Raw genomic sequence first — 17185 nt, 5'->3', positions numbered from 1 at the left:
ACGAGAATAGGGGAAACGGCGTGCGGCCGAACCGATCGCTGCTCAAATGCTCTCGCTCCGCCCGAAAAACGACGGGCCGCCCGGTCCGGGCGGCCCGTCAGGCATGCCTCACCGGATGGCGGGCGGCGCCGGGTCCGGGCTGATGATGAAGTCCTCCGGCCACATCGTGAGCTGGATGCGGTTTCCCGTCCCCTTGATCACGTCGTGCAGGTTGCCGTGCTCGAGCTTGGGGATCAGGAAGAGCGCGTCGTCCCGGTTGACCGGGTCCGCGCGCAGCCAGGCGTCGAAGCCGCCGAAGTCGGGGAACCCCGCCGCCAGGTACGGCACGACGCGCCGGAACAGCTTCGGCCACATGACCAGCCGCTCCAGCCCGTCCAGGCTCGCCACCTCCGCCGCGCCGTTGGGGTCGGCGGTCGAGCGCGGCCAGATGCCGATCGCCTTGCGCCGGGCCGCCTGCGACACCTCCGCCAGATGCGTGCGCAGGTCGGCGGGCAGCGTGGCGTAGAAGGCGGGGTAGACGTGCCCGGCCGCCAGCAGGTGCGCGTTGGCGGAGCGGTCGGTCAGCGGCCCGTCCAGGAACACGCGCGTCCCGTCGGCCCCCTGGTGGTCCCCGGCGTAGACGAACGCGATCAGCCGGCCGTTGCCGTCGATGCCGTTGGAGAGCACGTGGCCGCGGACGGAGTCCTGGTCGGCGGAGCGCACCCTGTTCGGCAGGTCCTCGAAGAAGCGCACGTTCGTGAAGCCGAGCAGGCGCAGCAGCTCGTCGCGGGCCGCGTTCGCCCCTTCGAGCTCCTGGTGGGTCTCCGCGAAGTGCGTCTCCAGCGCGTCGATGGCCTCCAGGCGTACGGAGATGCCGCGGCGGTTGATGTTCGGCGGCCGGCCGGAGCGCCGCGGCAGCCCCTCGACCAGGGCGGGAGTGTCGGGCAGGAACTTGACGGTGTCGCCGTCGGGCTCCGGCCCCTGGCGGGGCAGGTCCGGGTAGCGGATCACGAAGCTGCCGCGTAACAGTGTGTAGCTCATGGAGTCCCCCCATGCGAGCCGTTCCGGGTCCCCCGACTGGTGGTCAGCGGAGCGTAACTCGCACAAGGGGCAGCGTCCATGAAGGGCCCATAAACCGCGCCTACCGGTACACGGCGACCGCCGCCTCCGCGACCAGCGTGTCCACGATCTCCACCAGGGCGGTCACCGGCGGGCCCGCCGCCGCCGCGATCTCGCGCAGCCGGGCGACCAGCCGGCTCGCCGGCTGGTCCAGGTAGAGCTCCGCCTCCAGCCGCAGCACCGCGACCAGCCCGCACAGCCCCGCGCAGCGCGCGTCCGGCGGTTTCCAGCCCTCCACCGCCGAGCGCACCCCCGAGGAGGCCCGCACGACGGAGGCGATGTCGGCGAGCTGGTAGCGGGTGTACGGGAGCACGCCCATGCGCCGCCCGCTCACCCGGACGAGCACCCCCGAGGCGAGCAGCTCCTCCCGGGTACGGTCGTAGACGGCGTCCGCCACCGCCCGCTTGAGCTCCGCCCTCGGGTCGGCCGGCGCGGGCCGGCCGGCCAACAGCAGGTCGAGCAGCGCGGCGCCGGCCAGCCCGAACGCCAGCGACGACGCGTGGATGAGCGGCCGGCCGGCCTGGTCGTGGCCGATCAGGTACAGGTCGTGGTGCAGCGGCAGGCGGTCCATCAGTCGGGGACGCTCCGCTTCAGTCGATCCGGCCCGGCGGGCATGCCCTGCAGCGCCGGGGGGCGGCCGAGCACGTACAAGGTGGCCAGCACCAGGAGGCCGAGGACGAGCCAGACCAGGCCGAGCACCTGCGCGAGCACGTTCGCGTTGATCACCACGAACACCAGGATCCCGGCCCCGATCAGCGGCGCGACCAGGTGCGGCCACCACCGGCCTGAGCCGTGGCGCAGCGAGTAGTGCACGATCACCGACACGTGCAGGACGATGAACGCGACCATGGCGCCGATGTTGATCAGGCTGGAGAGCAGGGCGACACCGTCACTGCGGGTGGACATCCAGACGCCGACGCCCACCGACAGCAGGCAGACGAGCAGGATGGCGTTGGCCGGCACCGAGTGCCTGACCGACACCTTGGCCAGGAACGACGGGAGCTGCCGATCGCGGGCCATCGCGTACAGCAGCCGCGAGACCGCCACCTGGGCGACCATCGTGTTGGCCAGGCCCCACGACAGCGCGGTGGCCAGCGAGGTGACGTGCCTGAGCCACTCACCGCCCGCCACGGCCGCCGCGTCGTAGAAGGCGGTGTCGCTGGGGTGGGCCAGCAGCCCGCCCGGGTCGGGCACGAGCAGGGCGGCCACCCACACCTGCACGATGAACAGCACGCCGGCCAGCACGAGCGCCAGCCGCATCGCCCGCCCCACCTGCTCCGAGCCGCCGGTGGACTCCTCCACCAGCATGCTGATCCCGTCGAAGCCGAGGAAGGACAGGACGGCCACCGACACCGCCGCGAACACCACCGGCCACGAGAAGTGGTCCGCGTCGAACAGCGGGGAGAGGCTGAAGCCGCTGCCCTTGCCCTGGACCAGCGCCCAGAGGCCGACGAGGAGGAACAGCGCCAGCACCACCAGCTCGAACACGATCATGATGCGGGTGAGCTTGACCGTCATCTTGATGCCGCGCAGGTTGATCACCGTGTTGACGGCCACGAAGACCACCAGCCAGGCCCAGACGGGCACGTCCGGCACGCTGGCGTTCATGGCGACGGCCGCCACGAGATAGAGCAGGCAGGGGACGAGGATGTAGTCCAGCAGGATCATCCACCCGGTCATGAACCCGACCGGCGGGGCGATACCGCGCCCGGCGTAGTTGTAGACCGAGCCCGACAGCGGGAACGCCTTCACCATCTGCGCGTACGACGCGGCGGTGAACAGCAACGCGACCATCCCGACGAGGTACGCCAGGGCCGGCATGCCGCCGGACTGCGCATAGACCGTGCCGAAGATCGCGAAGGGGGCGATCGGCACCATGAACGCCAGGCCGTAGAACACGAGGTCGGTCAATCCGACCCCGCGACGTAACTCCTGCCGGTAGCCGAACTGCTCAATGTTCTGTTGTGTGCGCACGACAGGCCTCTCCAGTCGTCATGCAAGGGGCGGGGGGTTCGATCCGAGATCCTTTCGCAGGCCGGGGCCGCCTCGCAAGAGCGCCGCGAGCGGCGCGATGCGCCAGTCTGGAAGGCATGGACCTGCTGATCGCCGAAGAACTGCTCCTGCTCGCCCACACGCCCAAGGGCAAGCCGCTGGTCAACTTGGAGCTGCTTGACTGGACACTCAGCGCGGGCGTGCTCGCCGACCTCATGCTGCTCGGCCGGATCGAATGACGTGACGGGCGGATCGACGTCACCGACCCCGCCCCCATCGGCGACGCCGAGCTCGACCCGACGCTCGACCGGTTCTCCATGCGCGAGCAGGCGCCGCCGTTCGAGGACTGGTGGCCCGCCATGTACACGCCCGAGCGGCGGGCCCGGCTGCTGGCGCGGCTCGCGGAGCGCGGGGCGATCACCCGCGAGACGCGGACGTACCTGAAGCTGTTCAAGGAGGAGGTCTACCCGGAGGCGGACCCGGCGCCCCGCGCGGCGCTGCACCGGCGGGTGCTCGCCGCGCTGGAGGCCGGCGGCGAGCCGGATCCGCGCACGCTGGCGCTCGTCTCGCTGGCGCACGCCGCCGGGCTCATCGCCAAGGCGCTGCCCAAGGCCGACCGGCGGCAGGCCGCCGAGCTGGCCGGCCGCGACCGGCTCGGCAGCCTGGTCGCGGCGGCGTTCAAGCAGGCCGCCGGTGAGAGCGTGGGCCGCATGGTCGCCAAGGGCGGCCTGGCCGACTGAGACGGGGATCAGGCGAGGCGGGCCTGCAAGCCGTCGAGGACGCGCTGGAGCCCGTACTCGAAGGTGTCCTGGTTGACGCCCGAGGTGTCGCCGTCGCGCTGCTGGGCGTAGCGGGCGCGCAGGCGCGGGTAGTCCTGCACCGCCTGCTCGGCGGCCGGCCACAGCTTCTCGGTCAGCTCCTGCTCGGTCAGCCCGCTGCGCGCCACCGTGGACAGCCACGCGGCCTCGCCGGTCGAGATGCCCACCACGTACGCCATCACCGTGGTCACCGCCTGGTCGGCCTCCGCCAGCGGGAACCCGGCGTCCTCCATGACGCCGAGCACGAACTCGCTCTGCCGCAGCATGTTCGGCCCCAGGTAGGCCAGCCCCGCGTCGCCGAGCTTGGCCGCCAGCCACGGGTGGCGCAGGATCGTGGCGCGCATGGCGCGGGCCACCTCGGTCACGGTCGTGCGCCAGTCGCCCGTGTCGGGCAGGGGCAGCTCCTCGTAGACGGCGTCGAGCGCCAGCTCCAGCAGCTCGTCCTTGCTGGCCACGTGGCGGTAGAGCGAGGTGGCGCCGGCGCCGAGCCGGCTGCCGAGGCGGCGCATGCTGAGGTTGTCGAGACCTTCCTCGTCGAGCAGGCGCACCGCTTCGGCCACGATGCTCTCGCGGGTGAGCAGCGGCTGCCGCCGGTCCGGGCGCGGCCGGGCCCACACCGAGGGGATCTGCTTGTCGTCTGCCGGCATGAGGGGCTCCTTTCCGCCCCTCATGCTAGCGTACAGCGTGCGCGCCCTGCGTACACCGGACGCAGGCTCAGTGCTTCATCGTCCGCTTCGCGGGGCCGTACCCGAGCGTGCCCATCATGCCCTGCTCCTGGTGGTACAGGTTGTGGCAGTGGAACATCCACTCGCCCGGGTTGTCGGCGTGCACGTCGATGTTCAGGCGCTCGCGCGGCAGCACGTTCACCGTGTCCTTGCGCGGCCCCTGCGGGCCCGATGACGTCCGCACCTGGAAGGTGTGGCCGTGCAGGTGCATCGGGTGCCACATGGGCGACTGGTTGTCGAGCACGATCCTGATCGTCTCGCCCCGCTCCACGCGCAGCCGCATCGGGTCGGCGGCCAGGCGGTCGTTCATCGTCCACTCGTTGCCCGAGGGGCGCATGCCGAGCGTCACGGTGACGCTCCTCGACGGGCGCGGCAGCCGGTCGGCCTGCCGGGCGTTCAGGTCGGCGTACGCCAGCCTACGCCCGGACAGCTCGCTCAGCCGCACGCCGCTGCGCGGCGCGCCGGCCTTCCGGGACGTGCGCACGATCGCGAACGCCCGCGCGCCCTTCCCCTCCGCCTCCGCCACCAGCGGGAACGCCCCGTCACCGAGCCGGACGAGCACGTCGTAGCGCTCGCCCATGCCGATGAGGATCGTGTCCACGGTGAGCGGCGCGCACGGGAACCCGTCGGTGTGCGTCACCCCCAGGCGGTGCCCGCCCAGCGCCACCCGGAACGCGGTGTCGGCCGCCGCGTTGATGATCCGGAGCCGGACGAGCCGCCCCGGCTTGCTCTCGAACACCTCGGGTGCCTCCGCCGCCCGGCCGTTGACCAGGTAGTACGGGTGGCGCAGCTCGGCCGTGACCCCGCCGAGCAGGTCGCTGCGCAGCGTGTCGTCGTGCGCGGTGCTGGCGTTCAGCCGTCTCAGCGCGTCGTCCGGCGTGCCGATCACGCCGTCCAGCCAGTCGTCCAGCACGACCGTGAACTCCTGGTCGTAGCCGAGCGGCTCGTGCGGGTCGGTCACGATCAGCGTTCCGTACAGGCCGCGGTCGTTCTGCATGCCGACGTGCGAGTGGTAGAAGTACGTGCCGGGGTCGGGGGTGGTGAACGCGTAGTCGAACGTGCCGCCCGGCGGGACCGGCTTCTGCGTGTAGCCGGGGGCGCCGTCCATGCGGGCGTCGAGCCTGATGCCGTGCCAGTGCACGGTGGTCGCCGCGGGCAGGTCGTTGACCAGCCGGGCGCGCACGACGCCGCCGGCCGTGGCCTCGATGCGCGGGCCGGGGAGCCGGCCGTCGTAGGTCCAGGTGGAGACGGTGCGCGCGCCGATCGAGACCTTCGCGGGCTTGGCCCGCAGCACCTGCGTACGCGGGCGCGCGGCCCCCACGCCGGCCGGCAGCGCGGCGGTGGCCGCCGTGGCGAACAGGCCGGTGACGAACAACCTGCGAGACACCTGACCATACGAACCATTCATTGCGGATCCCCCCATCCCCCTCGCAAGGTAACCGAGAGTGATCAAGAATGCCGCCGCGCCACGCTGGCTCCACCCCTTGAACGGTCGGCCGGTGCGAAATATGGTGTTAATCGTTTAACACTCACCGGAAGCCTCACCGGTGAAGACTTCCCCATGCGTATCCGTCTGCCGAGATCCGGCGCTCTCTATATCCCCATAACTCGGTAGGGAATGCTAGGTTATTCGACTAACATGAGACCAACAGCGCGACAAGTGGCCGAGCTGGCGGGCGTGTCCGTGGCGACCGTCTCCTACGTGCTCAGCGGCCGCGACCGGCCGGTGGCCCCCGAGACCAGGCAGCGGGTGCTCGACGCCGCCAGGCAGCTCGGCTACACCCCCAATCAGGCCGCCAGAAGCCTGCGCAAACGCCGCACCCAGCGGGTCTGCCTGGTGCTGAGCACGGTCGGCGGCGTGCCGTCCGACGCCCGGCTGGCCATGGACCTGCACGAGATGGCCGACGCGCGCGGCTACTCGGTGGTCACGCTCTCCGTCGACTCCGCCGCCCGCGCCCAGGCGGCCGTCGAGGTGCTGCGCGGCGGCATCGCCGACGGCGCCCTCATCCGCGTCACCGGCGACCACCTGGAGCGCGACCTGCTCAGCGGGCTCGCCGCCACCGGGCTGCCCATGGTCGTGATGAGCAACGAGAGCGGGCTCGAAGGCTGCGACGTGGTCCGCACCCCCGAGGTGGAGGCGTGCGCCGAGGCCGTCGGGCACCTGCTCGACACCGGCCGGCGGCGCATCGCGTTCATGGGCCAGCGCTACGAGGTCTACCGCGAGCAGCCCGAAGGGCGGCTGCTCGGCTACCTCCAGGCGATGGACCGGCACGGCAGCGCCGAACGGATCATCACCGGCGGCGCCGACGACCGGGTGGCCGCGTACCAGACGGCGACCGAGCTGCTCGGCTCGCCCGACCGGCCCGACGCCATCTTCGCCGCCTCCGACCGGGCCGCCATCAGCGCCATCTGGGCCGCGAGAGACCTGGGGCTGAGCGTGCCGGGAGACGTCGCCGTCGTCGGCGTCGGCAACATCGACGAGGGTCTCATCAGCAACCCGCAGCTCAGCACCGTCGGCCCGCTGCGCCACGACTACACCGACGTCGTACGCCTGCTCTTCGACCGCCTCCAGGCCGAGGAGCCGCCACCCGCCCGCGAGATCGTCCGGTCGTGGACGTTCGTGCGGCGGGGCTCGTCCTAGAAAGGGGAACCCCCGCATGTCTTCCCACCCCTCACGCCGAGACCTGTTCCGCCTCGCCGGGGCCGCCGCCGCCGTCCCGCTCCTGTCGTCGTGCGCGGGCGCGCCCGCCACCCGGGCCACCGCGCCCGGCACCTTCACCGTCTACTGGAACGCCGGGCACGACTACCAGGCGTATCGCACGGTCATCGCCGAGTTCGAGCAGGCCAACCGGGTCAAGGTCAACCTGCAGAAGTACCAGTGGCCCGACCTGCGGACCAGGCTGCTGGCCGACTTCGCCGCCGGCACCGTGCCCGACCTGGTCGAGGAGCCCGGCGGGTGGGTGCAGGAGTTCGCCGTCTCCGGCAACGCGCGCTCGCTGCAGGACTTCGTCGACCGCGACGGCCAGGCCATGGGCTTCCCCTCCGACTGGCAGCCGGTGACCGTCGAGCGCAACTCCTACCAGGGCAAGGTGTACGGCGTGCAGCTCCACCTGACCTGCAACACCCTGTTCTACAACAAGGGCATGCTGGCCTCGGCCGGCGTGCGGCCGCCCACGACGTGGGAGGAGTTCCTCGACGCGGCCAGGAAGCTGACCAAGGATGGCGTGTACGGCGTCGCGCTCAACCAGGACTTCACCTACATGTGGCCGTGGCTCGTGCAGGCCGGCGTCACCCCCTACGACGTGGAGACCAAGGCCGTCATGGAGCCGCGCGCCGACGCCGTGGCCGCCCTGCAGTTCCAGGCCGACCTCGTCCACAAGCACAAGGTGGCGCCCGTGCCGACGGCCGGCACCGACTACTCGGGCCCGCAGAAGCTGTTCTCCGCCAAGCGCGCCGCGATGATCCTCACCGGCCCGTGGGACCTCGACCCCATCAGGAAGACCAGCCCCGACATCGAGCTGGGCGTCGCGCCGCCGCTGAAGAACAGGACCGCCGCCACGCAGGCGGCCGGCGTCAGCATGTTCGTCCCCGCCAAGGCCGCCAGGCCCGAGCTGTCGTGGGACTTCATCAAGCGCGTCACCACCCTCCAGGTGGAGCGGGCCGCCACGAAGGAGACCGGCATGCTGATGCCCCGCAAGTCGTGGGCCGAGCTGCCCGAGGTGCAGTCCGACCCGATCACCAAGGTCTTCGCCGACGCCCTGCCCACCGCTCAGGACTCCTCCCAGCAGGTGCGCCTGACCGGGCAGCTCGGCAAGTGGGAGGAGCAGCTCAAGGTCATGTACCAGCAGGTGCTCATCCAGAACCAGCCGGCCGCCGAGGCGATGGAGAGCTTCGTCAAGGCCGCAGAGGGCTTCCTCAAGTGAGGCGCCCGCTCCGGCCCGGCACGCTCCAGGGCCGCTACGCCAGGACCGCGTACCTGTTCCTGCTCCCCGCGATCCTGTTCTTCGCCGCCTTCTTCTACCTGCCGATCGGCAACGTCGTCGCCACCGGCTTCCGCACCGGGCCGATGGCCGACCAGTGGACGGGCCTCGGCAACTACACCCAGGCCCTGGCCGACCCCGCCGTGCGGCACTCGTTCCTGGTCACGGCCGGTTTCTCGGTGATCGTGGTGATCGGCTCGATCGTGCTCGGCCTGGCCCTGGCGCTGGCCATCGACCAGCCGCTCAAGGGCCGGGTCGTCTTCCGGGTGGTGCTGCTGGTGCCGTACCTGACCTCCGTCGCGATCGTCGGCCTGCTGTGGCGCAACATCCTCGACCCCGAGCTCGGCGTGCTCAACCGGGTGCTGCTCGCGCTCGGGCTGCCCGCCCAGCAGTGGCTCAACACCGCGCCGCTGCTCACCATCGCCGCCGTCACCCTCTGGCAGAGCGTCGGCTACACGATGGTGCTGTTCCTGGCCGGGCTCCAGGGCATCCCCGAGACCTACCACGAGGCCGCGAAGATCGACGGGGCCGACGCCTGGCGCCGCTTCTGGCGGATCACGCTGCCGCTGCTCGCCCCGACCACGCTGTTCGTGTCGGTGATGGCGGTCATCTCCGGGCTGCAGGCGTTCGGGCAGGCGTACATCATCACCGGCGGCGGCCCCGGCGACGCCACCGACCTGTCCGTCTTCCACATCTTCAACGTCGCCTTCCGCACCAGGGACTTCGGCTACTCCTCCGCCCAGTCGGTGCTGCTGCTGATCGTCATCGTCGCGTTCACGCTGGTCCAGCTCAGGGCGGGGCGGCGCTCGGAGGTGACGTACTGATGCGCAAAGGGCTGCTCTACGCCCTGCTCGGGCTGGCCTCGCTGATCACCGTCGTGCCGCTGCTCTACATGCTCTCGCTCTCCCTCCAGACCGAGGCGGAGACGCTGTCGGCCGACGCCGTGCTCGTGCCCGACTCGCCCCAATGGGAGAACTACGCCGAGCTGTTCCGGCGGGCGCCGTTCGGCGACTTCATCGTCAACAGCCTCGTCGTGGCCGGCGCCATCACGCTGGCGCACCTCGTGTTCGACCCGCTCGTCGGGTACGTCTTCGCCAAGTTCCGCTTCCCGCTGCGCACCACCCTGTTCGTGGCGCTGCTGGCCACGCTCATGGTGCCGTTCTTCGTGCGGATGATCCCGCTGTACGTGCTCATGGCCAACGTGGGGTGGCTGAACACGTACCAGGGGCTCATCACCCCGTTCCTCATGGACGCGTTCGGGATCTTCCTCATGCGGCAATTCATCCAGCCCATCCCCGACGACCTGATCAGCGCCGCCCGCATCGACGGCGCCTCCGAGCTGCGCATCTACCGCAGCGTCATCCTGCCGCAGACCCGGCCGGCGCTCGCCGTGCTCGGCCTGTTCACGTTCGTCTTCCAGTGGAACGAGTTCCTCTGGCCGCTCGTCGCCACCTCCACGCCCGAGATGCGCACCATCCCCGTCGGGCTCACCCTGTTCAACCAGGAGTACTTCACGCTCTGGCACCTCACGGCCGCCGGCTCGGTGATCCTCTTCGTGCCCACCGCCGTCCTGTTCGTCCTCACCCAGCGATACTTCGTCCGGGGCATCGCCCTGACCGGTCTGAAATAAGGAGCCTTCCGCTTTGCGCCCGAACGTGATCGTCGTCTTCACCGACCAGCAGCGGTGGGACACCGTCGGCCCCCTCACCCCCAACCTCGACCGCATGGCCAGGCACGGCACCCAGGCCACGGTCGCGCTCACCCCGCAGCCGGTGTGCGCCCCCGCCCGCGCCGCGCTCCAGACGGGCCGCTACCCGACCACGACCGGCGTCTACCGCAACGGCCGCGTGCTGCCCCCCGAGGAGCGCACCCTCGCCCACCACTTCGGCGCGGCCGGCTACGCCACCGGCTACATCGGCAAATGGCACCTGGCCGACACCGAGCCGGTGCCCGAGGAACGGCGCGGCGGCTACCGGTCGTGGCTGGCCGCCAACGCCCTGGAACACACCTCCGACGCGTACCGGACCATCGTCTACGACGAGGCGAACGAGCCCGTCCTGCTGCCCGGCTACCGCTCCGACGCGCTCGTGGACGCCGCCGTCCGCTTCGTGGCCGACCACGCCGGCGAGCCGTTCTACCTGTTCCTGTCGTTCCTGGAGCCGCACCACCAGAACGAGGTGGACGACTACCCCGCCCCCGACGGCTACGAGCAGCGCTACCAGGGCACCTGGATGCCGCCCGACCTGGCCGCCCTCGGCGGCACCGCCCACCAGCACATGGGCGGCTACCTCGGGCAGGTCAAGCGGCTCGACGAAGGGCTCGGGCGGCTCCTCGACGCCCTGCGCAGCATGGACCTCCTCGACGACACGATCGTGGCCTACACCTCCGACCACGGCAACCACTTCAAGACCCGCAACGGCGAGTACAAGCGCTCCTGCCACGACGCGTCCCTGCGCGTGCCGCTCGCGCTGCGCGGCCCCGGCTTCGACGGCGGCGGCGCCATCTCCCGCCCCGTCAGCACCCTCGACCTGCCGCCCACGCTCCTGGAGGCCGCCGGGCTGCCCGTGCCCGCCGAGATGCAGGGCCGCTCGTTCCTGCCGCTGGTGCGCGACCCGCGCGGCGCCCCCTGGCCCGAGGAGGTGTTCTTCCAGGTGAGCGAGTCGGAGGTGGGGCGCGGGATCCGCACGTCCCGGTGGAAGTACTACGCCGTCGCCGAGGACGCCCACCCCTGGGACGACCCCGCCGCGCCCGCCTACCGCGAGCAGGCCCTGTACGACCTGGACCACGATCCGTACGAGCTGGTCAACCTGGCCGGGTACGGCTCGCACGCCGGGGTCGCCGCCGGGCTGCGCGACCGCCTCGTCCGGCGGATCCTCGAGGCCGAGGGCACGACGCCCGTGATCGAGCCGGCGCGGGCGCGGGCGGGGCGCGAGCAGGCGATGCCCGACCCGGAGGTCCGCCTCAACGGCCCCGAGCCGGTCCGCTACGGCCACCAGCCCCGCACCACGTCCTAGCCGGAGCAGCTCGCCCGGCGCCAGCCGTCGTACACCGGGCACTCCGGGCAACTGCCCCGGTCGCACAGGCGGCACAGGCCGGCCAGCCGATGCTCGCTGCGCGCCTCCGGCCCGAGCAGCGCCGCCGCGATCGACACCAGGTGCTCGCGCTGCTCACCCGTCAGCCGCCCGACCAGCTCCTCCAGGGCGGACTGGCGGGCCGCGAGCGCCCGCGCCGCCACCCGCTCACCGTCGGCGGTGAGCCGCAGCGGGCGCGCGCGGCCCTGGCTGCCCCGCACGACCCAGCCCTGCTCGGTCAACCGGCGCACCAGGTGGGCGGTGCCCGGCTGGGAGATGCCCAGCACCGTGCCCAGCCAGTCGGCGGTGCGGCCCGGCTGGTCCTTGATCGCGATCAGCGCCTCCGCCAGCGCGCCGCCCGCCCCGACCGCGCCGGTCACCGCGTCGCGCACGACACCCGCCACGAGCAGGGCGGATGCGCCCAGCAGGTTTGCCGCCTGCTTCTCCTGAACATTCATTACTAATGAATGTACGCGTTCTCGGGCTGATTGTCGCCTACAACGCGGCCCAGCTCCCCGTGGCGATGCGGCCCCTGCTCATCTCCCTGGTGGCCGCCCAGCAGGTCGGCGGCTTCACCGCCGCCGGCCTCGCGGGCGGGGCTGCCGCCGCGGGCATGGCGGTGTCGGCCCCCTGGTGGTCCCGCGCCCTGTCCCGCTTCGGCGACCGGCCCGTCCTCCTCCTGTCCGGCGCCCTCTTCCTCACCACCCAGCTCGCCCTCGCCGCCGGCCACGGCCTCGTGCCGGTCGTCGCCACGGCGGCGCTGTGCGGCCTGTGCACGCCGCCCCTCTCCAGCAGCCTCCGCTCGATGCTCCCGCACCTCGTCACCCCCAAAGCCCCGGCCAGGACGGGTGCGGGCGGCGGCGACCACCGGCCCGCGGCCGGCGCCGGGGCGGGCTCGGGCCGGGCGTATGCCGTCAACGCCGTCGCCAACGAGACCGTCTACATCGCCTCGCCCCTCTGGGTGACCGGCTGGGCGGCGTTCGCCGGGGCGCCCGCCGCGCTCGCCGCCAGCGCGCTCACGGGCGCCGCCGCCCTGGCCGCCGGGCTCGCGGTCACCCCCGCCGTTCCGCGCCCGCCCGTCCAGGCCGGGCCGTCCCTCATCGCCCTGCCCGCCGTACGGACCCTCGGCGGCACCTACCTCGCGTACTGGATCTGCATGGGGGCGATGTGGGTGCTCCTGCCCGCCTTCGCCGCCCACGCCGGCGCCGCGCACCAGGCGGGGCTGCTGGTCGCGCTCTGGTCGATCGGCAGCCTCGCCGGCGGCCTGGCCCTGGCCGTACGCGGGCCGCGCGGCGCGCAGCGCGACCGCTACCTGTGGCTGCTCGGCACGCTCGCCGCGACCTCCCTGCCGCTGGCCCTGCCCGGCACGGTCCCGGCGATGGCCGTCGCGATCGCCCTGTTCGGCGTCGCCCTCGCCCCGTGGCTGGCCACCGGCGACCACCTGACCGCCATGGCCGCCGGGCCGCGCGCCGCCGAGCTGTACGGCTGGCTGACCACCCTCGGCCAGATCGGCAGCGCCGTCGGAGCCGCCCTCGCCGGCCCCCTCGGCGACCGGTACGGCGGCGGCCCGGCCTTCCTCCTCCCGGCCGCCGCCCTGCTCGCCGCCCTGGCCGTCGCCCTCGTCCGCAGACGCACGCTGCCCCAGGACGAGCACCCCTGAGCGGCCCGCGCCCGGCGAGCACGGGCGCGGGCCGCGGCGACGGGTCAGCTCGCCGAGTCCGCGGGGTGGTGCGGGTGCGCCGCGGCGGCGGCGCGGGCCGCCGGGGCCGGTGCGGCCGTGCCGATGGTGCCGGTGGAGAACGCGTACGTGCCCGCCAGCATCGCGATCGCGTCCGCGTTCACGTCCAGCGCCCGGTCGTTGATGTTGCGGATCGTGTCGCAGGCGCTGTGGTAGCAGGGGTCGAGCGGGATGCCGGCCGTTCCGCCGAAGACCGCCGCCTCCTCCTCGGTCTTGCGCACCTCGGCCCCGGTGAACAGCCCGCCGGACGGGATGCCGACCGCGATGAACGCGCCGTAGTCGGAGCGTCCCGTGAAGGCGGTGGCCGTGTACGGCAGGCCGCGCCCGGCGAAGAACTTCTCGAAGTCCTCCTCGATGACGTCGGACCCGGGAGGCCCGGCGGTGCCGAAGGCGTCGCCGTCGCCGTCGTAGATGCCGAGCGTGTAGTTGGGCGAGGCGATCATGTCGAAGTTGAGGTAGAGCGCGATCCTGGCCCGCTCCTCGGCGGACAGGCTGTCGACGTAGTGCTGCGAGCCGAGCAGCCCGAACTCCTCGGCCCCCCAGAACGCGAAACGCATCTTGTTCTTCGGCTTGGTCCTGGCCATCTGGAGCGCCACTTCGAGGATGCCCGCGCTGCCCGACCCGTTGTCGTTGATGCCGGGGCCCTCCTGGACGCTGTCGAGGTGGGCGCCGAGCATGACGACGTTGTCCGGGTCGCCCTTCCTGCTCTCGGCGATCACGTTGTACGTGGTCCTGGTCTCGACGATCGGGTCCCAGTTCATCTGGACGGTGGTGCCGGCGGTGGCGGCGAGCTCGTCGCCGACCGCGAAGCTGGTGAAGAAGGAGGGGATGGTGACGCCGGGCCCGCCGAGGGTGGGGTTGAGGTCGATCTCGGTGCGGCCGTCCTGCCCCTCGTTGAAGACGATGGCGGCGGAGGCGCCGGCGGCCATGGCGTTGTCGACCTTGATGCGGAAGCTGCAGGTGCCGCGCTGCATCAGCGCGATGTTGCCGGCGGTGAAGCCGGCGAAGTCGCTCGCCTCGCAGCCGGAGGACGAGGAGTTGGCCGCCGGCCCGGGCGGCAGCACGAGGTCCACGGCCTGGAGGGTGCCGCTGACGGCTCCGGCGGGGGAGTCCTGCATGGCGACGTAGTCGCTGAAGAACCCGTACGTGTACGTCTTCTGCTCCCCGCTGGTCCGCTTGAGCACGGGCGGGGTGACGTAGCCGTCGAAGGTGAACTCGAACGGCTGGATGGTGACGTCGTACCCGGCGCGGCGCAGCTTGCCGGCCACGTAGTCGCGGGAGGCGTCGAAGCCGGGGGTGCCGGAGACGCGGGTGCCGCCGTGGGCCTTGGCGATGGCCTGCAACGCCCACAGGTGCTTCTTGACGTTCTTGCCCGAGACGGCTTTGACGAGCTTGTGTGCGGGATCCTTGCCGCCGTGGGCGTCGGCCGGCCCGGCGAGGGCGATCGGCGACAGGACCAGGGCCGCGGTGGTGACGGCGCCGACGACTCCTTGACGTAAGCGGGACCTCATGCTGCTCCTCGGAACGTGGAGGGTGAACCAGGTCAAAAAGCGCAGATGCCCCGAAACGTATTCATGGGTCGCGTGGTAGGGAAGAGAGAGCACGTATCCGTTGCATCACGGACCTGGAACGTCGCAAGTCGAGGTGAGGAACCGCATGTCCATTTCGCTCCCGTCCACCGGCACGCTGGCCATCGGCGGCAAGACCGTGCACCGCCTCGGCTACGGCGCCATGAGCCTGACGGGGCCGGGCGTCTGGGGGCCGCCCGCCGACCGCGACGCGGCCGTCCGGGTGCTGCGGCGGGTGGTCGAGCTGGGGGTCACCTTCATCGACACGGCCGACTCGTACGGCCCGTACGTCAACGAGGAGCTCATCCGCGAGGCCCTGCACCCGTACCCGGAGGGCCTGCTGATCGCCACGAAGGCCGGTTTCGTCCGTACGGGCCCGAGCCAGTGGCACCCCGTGGGGCGGCCCGAGTACCTGCGGCAGGAGGTCGAGATGAGCCTGCGCAGGCTCGGCGTCGAGCGGCTCGACCTGCTGCAGCTCCACCGCGTCGACCCGCAGGTGCCGCTGGAGGACCAGGTCGGCGAGCTGGGCGCGCTCCGCGACGAAGGCAAGATCGCCGAGATCGGCCTGTCGGAGGTGAGCGTGGAGCAGCTGGAGCAGGCGCGGCGCGTCACGGACATCGTCTCGGTCCAGAACCGCTACAACCTGAGCAACCGCTTCTCCGACCCGGTCCTCGACCACTGCACGGAGCAGGGCATCGTCTTCATCCCCTACAGCCCGGTCGCCAAGGGCGCGCTGACGGGCCCGGACAGCCCGGTGGAGCACGTGGCCAAGGCCGTCGGGGCGACGCCGTCGCAGGTCAGCCTGGCCTGGCTGCTGGCCCGCTCCCCGATGACGCTGCCGATCCCGGGCACGTCGTCGATCGAGCACCTGGAGGAGAACCTGGGAGCCTCGACCGTGCGGCTGACCGCCGAGCACCTGCGCGAGCTGGGCTGAGACGAAGGGGCCGGCCCCCAGGCGCGGAGGGCCGGCCCCGGTCTTTCACGAGGTCAGCCCAGGCCGCTCTTCATGGCCGTGAGCAGCTCCGCGTTCGTGGTGTCGCCGCTGAGCTCCCAGAAGAACGCGCCGCCGAGGCCCTGGTTCTTCGAGTAGCTCATCTTGCCGCCGATCGTGGCCGGCGTGTCGTAGCTCCACCACTGGTTGCCGCAGAACGCGTACGCGGTGCCCGCGACCGTGCCCGTGGCCGGGCAGCGCGTCTTGAGGACCTTGTAGTCCTCGATGCCCTGCTCGTACGTGCCCGGCGCCGGCCCCGTGGCGGTGCCGCCGGGTGCGGCCTGGGTGACGCCGGTCCAGCCGCGGCCGTAGAAGCCGATGCCGAGCAGCAGCTTGCTCGCCGGCACGCCCTTGCTCTTCAGCTTCTGGATGGCGCTGTCGGAGTGGAAGCCGGCGATCGGGATGCCGGAGTAGGAGGTGAGGGGCGAGTGCGGGGCGGTCGGGCCCTGCGCCGCCCAGGCGCCGAAGAAGTCGTAGGTCATCACGTTGTACCAGTCGACGTACTGCGCGGCGCCGCCGTAGTCGGCCGCGTCGATCTTGCCGCCGTCGGTGCCGTCGGCGGTGATCGCGGCGGTGACGAGGTTGCCGGAGCCGAAGCGGGAGCGCAGCGCGGACATGACGTTCCTGAACGCGGCCGGGCCGCTGGTGTCGCAGGTCAGGCCGCAGGCGTTCGGGTACTCCCAGTCGATGTCGATGCCGTCGAACACGTCCGCCCAGCGCGGGTCCTCGACCAGCTTGTAGCAGGAGTCGGCGAACGCGGCCGGGTTCTGGGCGGCCTGGCCGAAGCCGCCGGACCAGGTCCAGCCGCCGAAGGAGAAGAGCACCTTCAGGTGCGGGTACTTCTTCTTGAGCTTGCGCAGCTGGTTGAAGCTGCCGCGCAGCGCGCCGGCGTCCCACGTGTCGGCGACGCCGTCGACGCTCTCGCCCGCCTGGTAGAAGCGGTCGTAGTCGGCGTAGCTGTCGCCGATCGTGCACTGGCCGTTCTGGACGTTGCCGAAGGCGTAGTTGATGTGGGTCAGCTTGGCCGCGGAGCCGCTGGTGTCGATGTTCTTGACGTGGTAGCCGCGCTGGTAGACGCCCCACTGGACGAAGTAGCCGAGCACCTTGTTCCCGCCGCCGCCGTTGCCGCCGGTGGTCGTGGCGGTGACGGTGTTGCTGGTGGCGGAGCGGTTGCCGGCGGCGTCGCGGGCGCGGACGGTGTAGG

17 protein-coding genes are annotated in these 17185 nt (G+C 71.9%); 9 read left to right on the top strand and 8 right to left on the bottom strand.

Features of this window, described 5'->3' with window-relative positions; translation table 11 throughout:
* Window positions 1-108 precede the first annotated feature (108 nt).
* From HCN51_RS53810 to HCN51_RS53800, 3 genes are all read right to left on the bottom strand, one after another.
* Window positions 109-1020, bottom strand: a complete 912-nt coding sequence (locus tag HCN51_RS53810; protein WP_206069005.1) for a thermonuclease family protein — start codon at window positions 1018-1020, stop codon at window positions 109-111.
* A gap of 100 nt (window positions 1021-1120) precedes the next feature.
* On the bottom strand, window positions 1121-1669 hold the full coding sequence (locus tag HCN51_RS53805; protein ID WP_168021548.1) for a GPP34 family phosphoprotein: 549 nt from the start codon (window positions 1667-1669) through the stop codon (window positions 1121-1123).
* Window positions 1669-3072 carry an amino acid permease gene (locus HCN51_RS53800; RefSeq protein ID WP_168021547.1) on the bottom strand — a complete coding sequence of 468 codons (1404 nt, stop codon included), beginning with the start codon at window positions 3070-3072 and terminating at the stop codon, window positions 1669-1671. The genes HCN51_RS53805 and HCN51_RS53800 overlap by 1 nt, the downstream gene beginning before the upstream one ends.
* A 116-nt stretch (window positions 3073-3188) precedes the next feature.
* Between HCN51_RS53800 and HCN51_RS53795 the strand changes: the two genes are divergently transcribed.
* Window positions 3189-3329: a GPP34 family phosphoprotein gene (locus HCN51_RS53795; RefSeq protein ID WP_168021546.1), complete on the top strand. Its 141-nt coding sequence runs from the start codon at window positions 3189-3191 to the stop codon at window positions 3327-3329.
* Window positions 3330-3341: 12 nt separating this feature from the next.
* On the top strand, window positions 3342-3830 hold the full coding sequence (locus HCN51_RS53790; protein ID WP_168021564.1) for a GPP34 family phosphoprotein: 489 nt from the start codon (window positions 3342-3344) through the stop codon (window positions 3828-3830).
* Between the two features lie 8 nt (window positions 3831-3838).
* Here the strand turns inward: HCN51_RS53790 and HCN51_RS53785 are convergent, their stop codons facing one another.
* Complete coding sequence (locus HCN51_RS53785) at window positions 3839-4555, bottom strand: TetR/AcrR family transcriptional regulator (RefSeq protein ID WP_168021545.1); 717 nt, start codon at window positions 4553-4555, stop codon at window positions 3839-3841.
* 67 nt (window positions 4556-4622) lie between these two features.
* Complete coding sequence (locus tag HCN51_RS53780; protein WP_346434149.1) at window positions 4623-6020, bottom strand: multicopper oxidase family protein; 1398 nt, start codon at window positions 6018-6020, stop codon at window positions 4623-4625.
* 252 nt (window positions 6021-6272) lie between these two features.
* Here HCN51_RS53780 and HCN51_RS53775 point away from each other — a divergent pair, with 252 nt between their 5' ends.
* Genes HCN51_RS53775 through HCN51_RS53755 form a run of 5 tightly spaced genes read left to right on the top strand, consistent with a single transcriptional unit; the run spans window position 6273 to window position 11627 of the window.
* Window positions 6273-7274 (top strand): LacI family DNA-binding transcriptional regulator, encoded by a 1002-nt coding sequence (locus HCN51_RS53775; RefSeq protein WP_080041724.1) that lies wholly within the window; start codon window positions 6273-6275, stop codon window positions 7272-7274.
* A 16-nt stretch (window positions 7275-7290) separates the two neighbouring features.
* Entirely contained in the window at window positions 7291-8556 is a 1266-nt protein-coding gene (locus tag HCN51_RS53770; RefSeq protein WP_168021543.1) for a sugar ABC transporter substrate-binding protein, read from the top strand.
* Window positions 8553-9437 carry an ABC transporter permease subunit gene (locus tag HCN51_RS53765; RefSeq protein WP_168021542.1) on the top strand — a complete coding sequence of 295 codons (885 nt, stop codon included), beginning with the start codon at window positions 8553-8555 and terminating at the stop codon, window positions 9435-9437. Before HCN51_RS53770 ends, HCN51_RS53765 begins: the two co-directional genes overlap by 4 nt.
* The gene (locus tag HCN51_RS53760; RefSeq protein ID WP_168021541.1) at window positions 9437-10243 is read left to right on the top strand and encodes a carbohydrate ABC transporter permease; all 807 of its coding nucleotides are present in this window, start codon (window positions 9437-9439) and stop codon (window positions 10241-10243) included. The genes HCN51_RS53765 and HCN51_RS53760 overlap by 1 nt, the downstream gene beginning before the upstream one ends.
* Before the next feature lie 13 nt (window positions 10244-10256).
* Window positions 10257-11627 (top strand): sulfatase family protein, encoded by a 1371-nt coding sequence (locus tag HCN51_RS53755; protein WP_206069004.1) that lies wholly within the window; start codon window positions 10257-10259, stop codon window positions 11625-11627.
* Here the strand turns inward: HCN51_RS53755 and HCN51_RS53750 are convergent.
* Window positions 11624-12142 (bottom strand): MarR family transcriptional regulator, encoded by a 519-nt coding sequence (locus tag HCN51_RS53750; RefSeq protein ID WP_168021540.1) that lies wholly within the window; start codon window positions 12140-12142, stop codon window positions 11624-11626. The genes HCN51_RS53755 and HCN51_RS53750 overlap by 4 nt on opposite strands.
* A gap of 5 nt (window positions 12143-12147) precedes the next feature.
* On the opposite strand from HCN51_RS53750, the gene HCN51_RS53745 reads away from it, so the two are divergent.
* Window positions 12148-13344 carry an MFS transporter gene (locus HCN51_RS53745; protein WP_168021539.1) on the top strand — a complete coding sequence of 399 codons (1197 nt, stop codon included), beginning with the start codon at window positions 12148-12150 and terminating at the stop codon, window positions 13342-13344.
* 44 nt (window positions 13345-13388) lie between these two features.
* Here HCN51_RS53745 and HCN51_RS53740 read toward each other — a convergent pair whose 3' ends face one another.
* A complete protein-coding gene (locus HCN51_RS53740) occupies window positions 13389-14933 on the bottom strand; it encodes a M28 family metallopeptidase (protein ID WP_168021538.1) in 1545 nt (514 codons plus the stop codon).
* Between the two features lie 145 nt (window positions 14934-15078).
* On the opposite strand from HCN51_RS53740, the gene HCN51_RS53735 reads away from it, so the two are divergent.
* Window positions 15079-15924 carry an aldo/keto reductase gene (locus HCN51_RS53735; protein ID WP_168021537.1) on the top strand — a complete coding sequence of 282 codons (846 nt, stop codon included), beginning with the start codon at window positions 15079-15081 and terminating at the stop codon, window positions 15922-15924.
* 53 nt (window positions 15925-15977) lie between these two features.
* Here HCN51_RS53735 and HCN51_RS53730 read toward each other — a convergent pair.
* Window positions 15978-17185 (bottom strand): glycoside hydrolase family 18 protein (locus HCN51_RS53730; protein ID WP_206069003.1); only part of this gene is annotated, 1208 nt, incomplete at its 5' end.

It is taken from the genome of Nonomuraea composti (assembly GCF_012034275.1).
Lineage (GTDB): Bacteria > Actinomycetota > Actinomycetes > Streptosporangiales > Streptosporangiaceae > Nonomuraea > Nonomuraea composti.
Note: the sequence above shows the minus strand (reverse complement) of the source record. Positions and strands in the feature narration are given on the sequence as shown.

What these genes read in the sequence shown, in the direction of transcription:
- HCN51_RS53810 (WP_206069005.1), bottom strand. Translation starts at nt 1,020, where the DNA reads ATGAGCTACACACTGTTACGCGGCAGCTTCGTGATCCGCTACCCGGAC.
- HCN51_RS53805 (WP_168021548.1), bottom strand. Translation starts at nt 1,669, where the DNA reads ATGGACCGCCTGCCGCTGCACCACGACCTGTACCTGATCGGCCACGAC.
- HCN51_RS53795 (WP_168021546.1), top strand. Translation starts at nt 3,189, where the DNA reads ATGGACCTGCTGATCGCCGAAGAACTGCTCCTGCTCGCCCACACGCCC.
- HCN51_RS53785 (WP_168021545.1), bottom strand. Translation starts at nt 4,555, where the DNA reads ATGCCGGCAGACGACAAGCAGATCCCCTCGGTGTGGGCCCGGCCGCGC.
- HCN51_RS53775 (WP_080041724.1), top strand. Translation starts at nt 6,273, where the DNA reads ATGAGACCAACAGCGCGACAAGTGGCCGAGCTGGCGGGCGTGTCCGTG.
- HCN51_RS53770 (WP_168021543.1), top strand. Translation starts at nt 7,291, where the DNA reads ATGTCTTCCCACCCCTCACGCCGAGACCTGTTCCGCCTCGCCGGGGCC.
- HCN51_RS53760 (WP_168021541.1), top strand. Translation starts at nt 9,437, where the DNA reads ATGCGCAAAGGGCTGCTCTACGCCCTGCTCGGGCTGGCCTCGCTGATC.
- HCN51_RS53750 (WP_168021540.1), bottom strand. Translation starts at nt 12,142, where the DNA reads ATGAATGTTCAGGAGAAGCAGGCGGCAAACCTGCTGGGCGCATCCGCC.
- HCN51_RS53745 (WP_168021539.1), top strand. Translation starts at nt 12,148, where the DNA reads ATGAATGTACGCGTTCTCGGGCTGATTGTCGCCTACAACGCGGCCCAG.
- HCN51_RS53740 (WP_168021538.1), bottom strand. Translation starts at nt 14,933, where the DNA reads ATGAGGTCCCGCTTACGTCAAGGAGTCGTCGGCGCCGTCACCACCGCG.
- HCN51_RS53735 (WP_168021537.1), top strand. Translation starts at nt 15,079, where the DNA reads ATGTCCATTTCGCTCCCGTCCACCGGCACGCTGGCCATCGGCGGCAAG.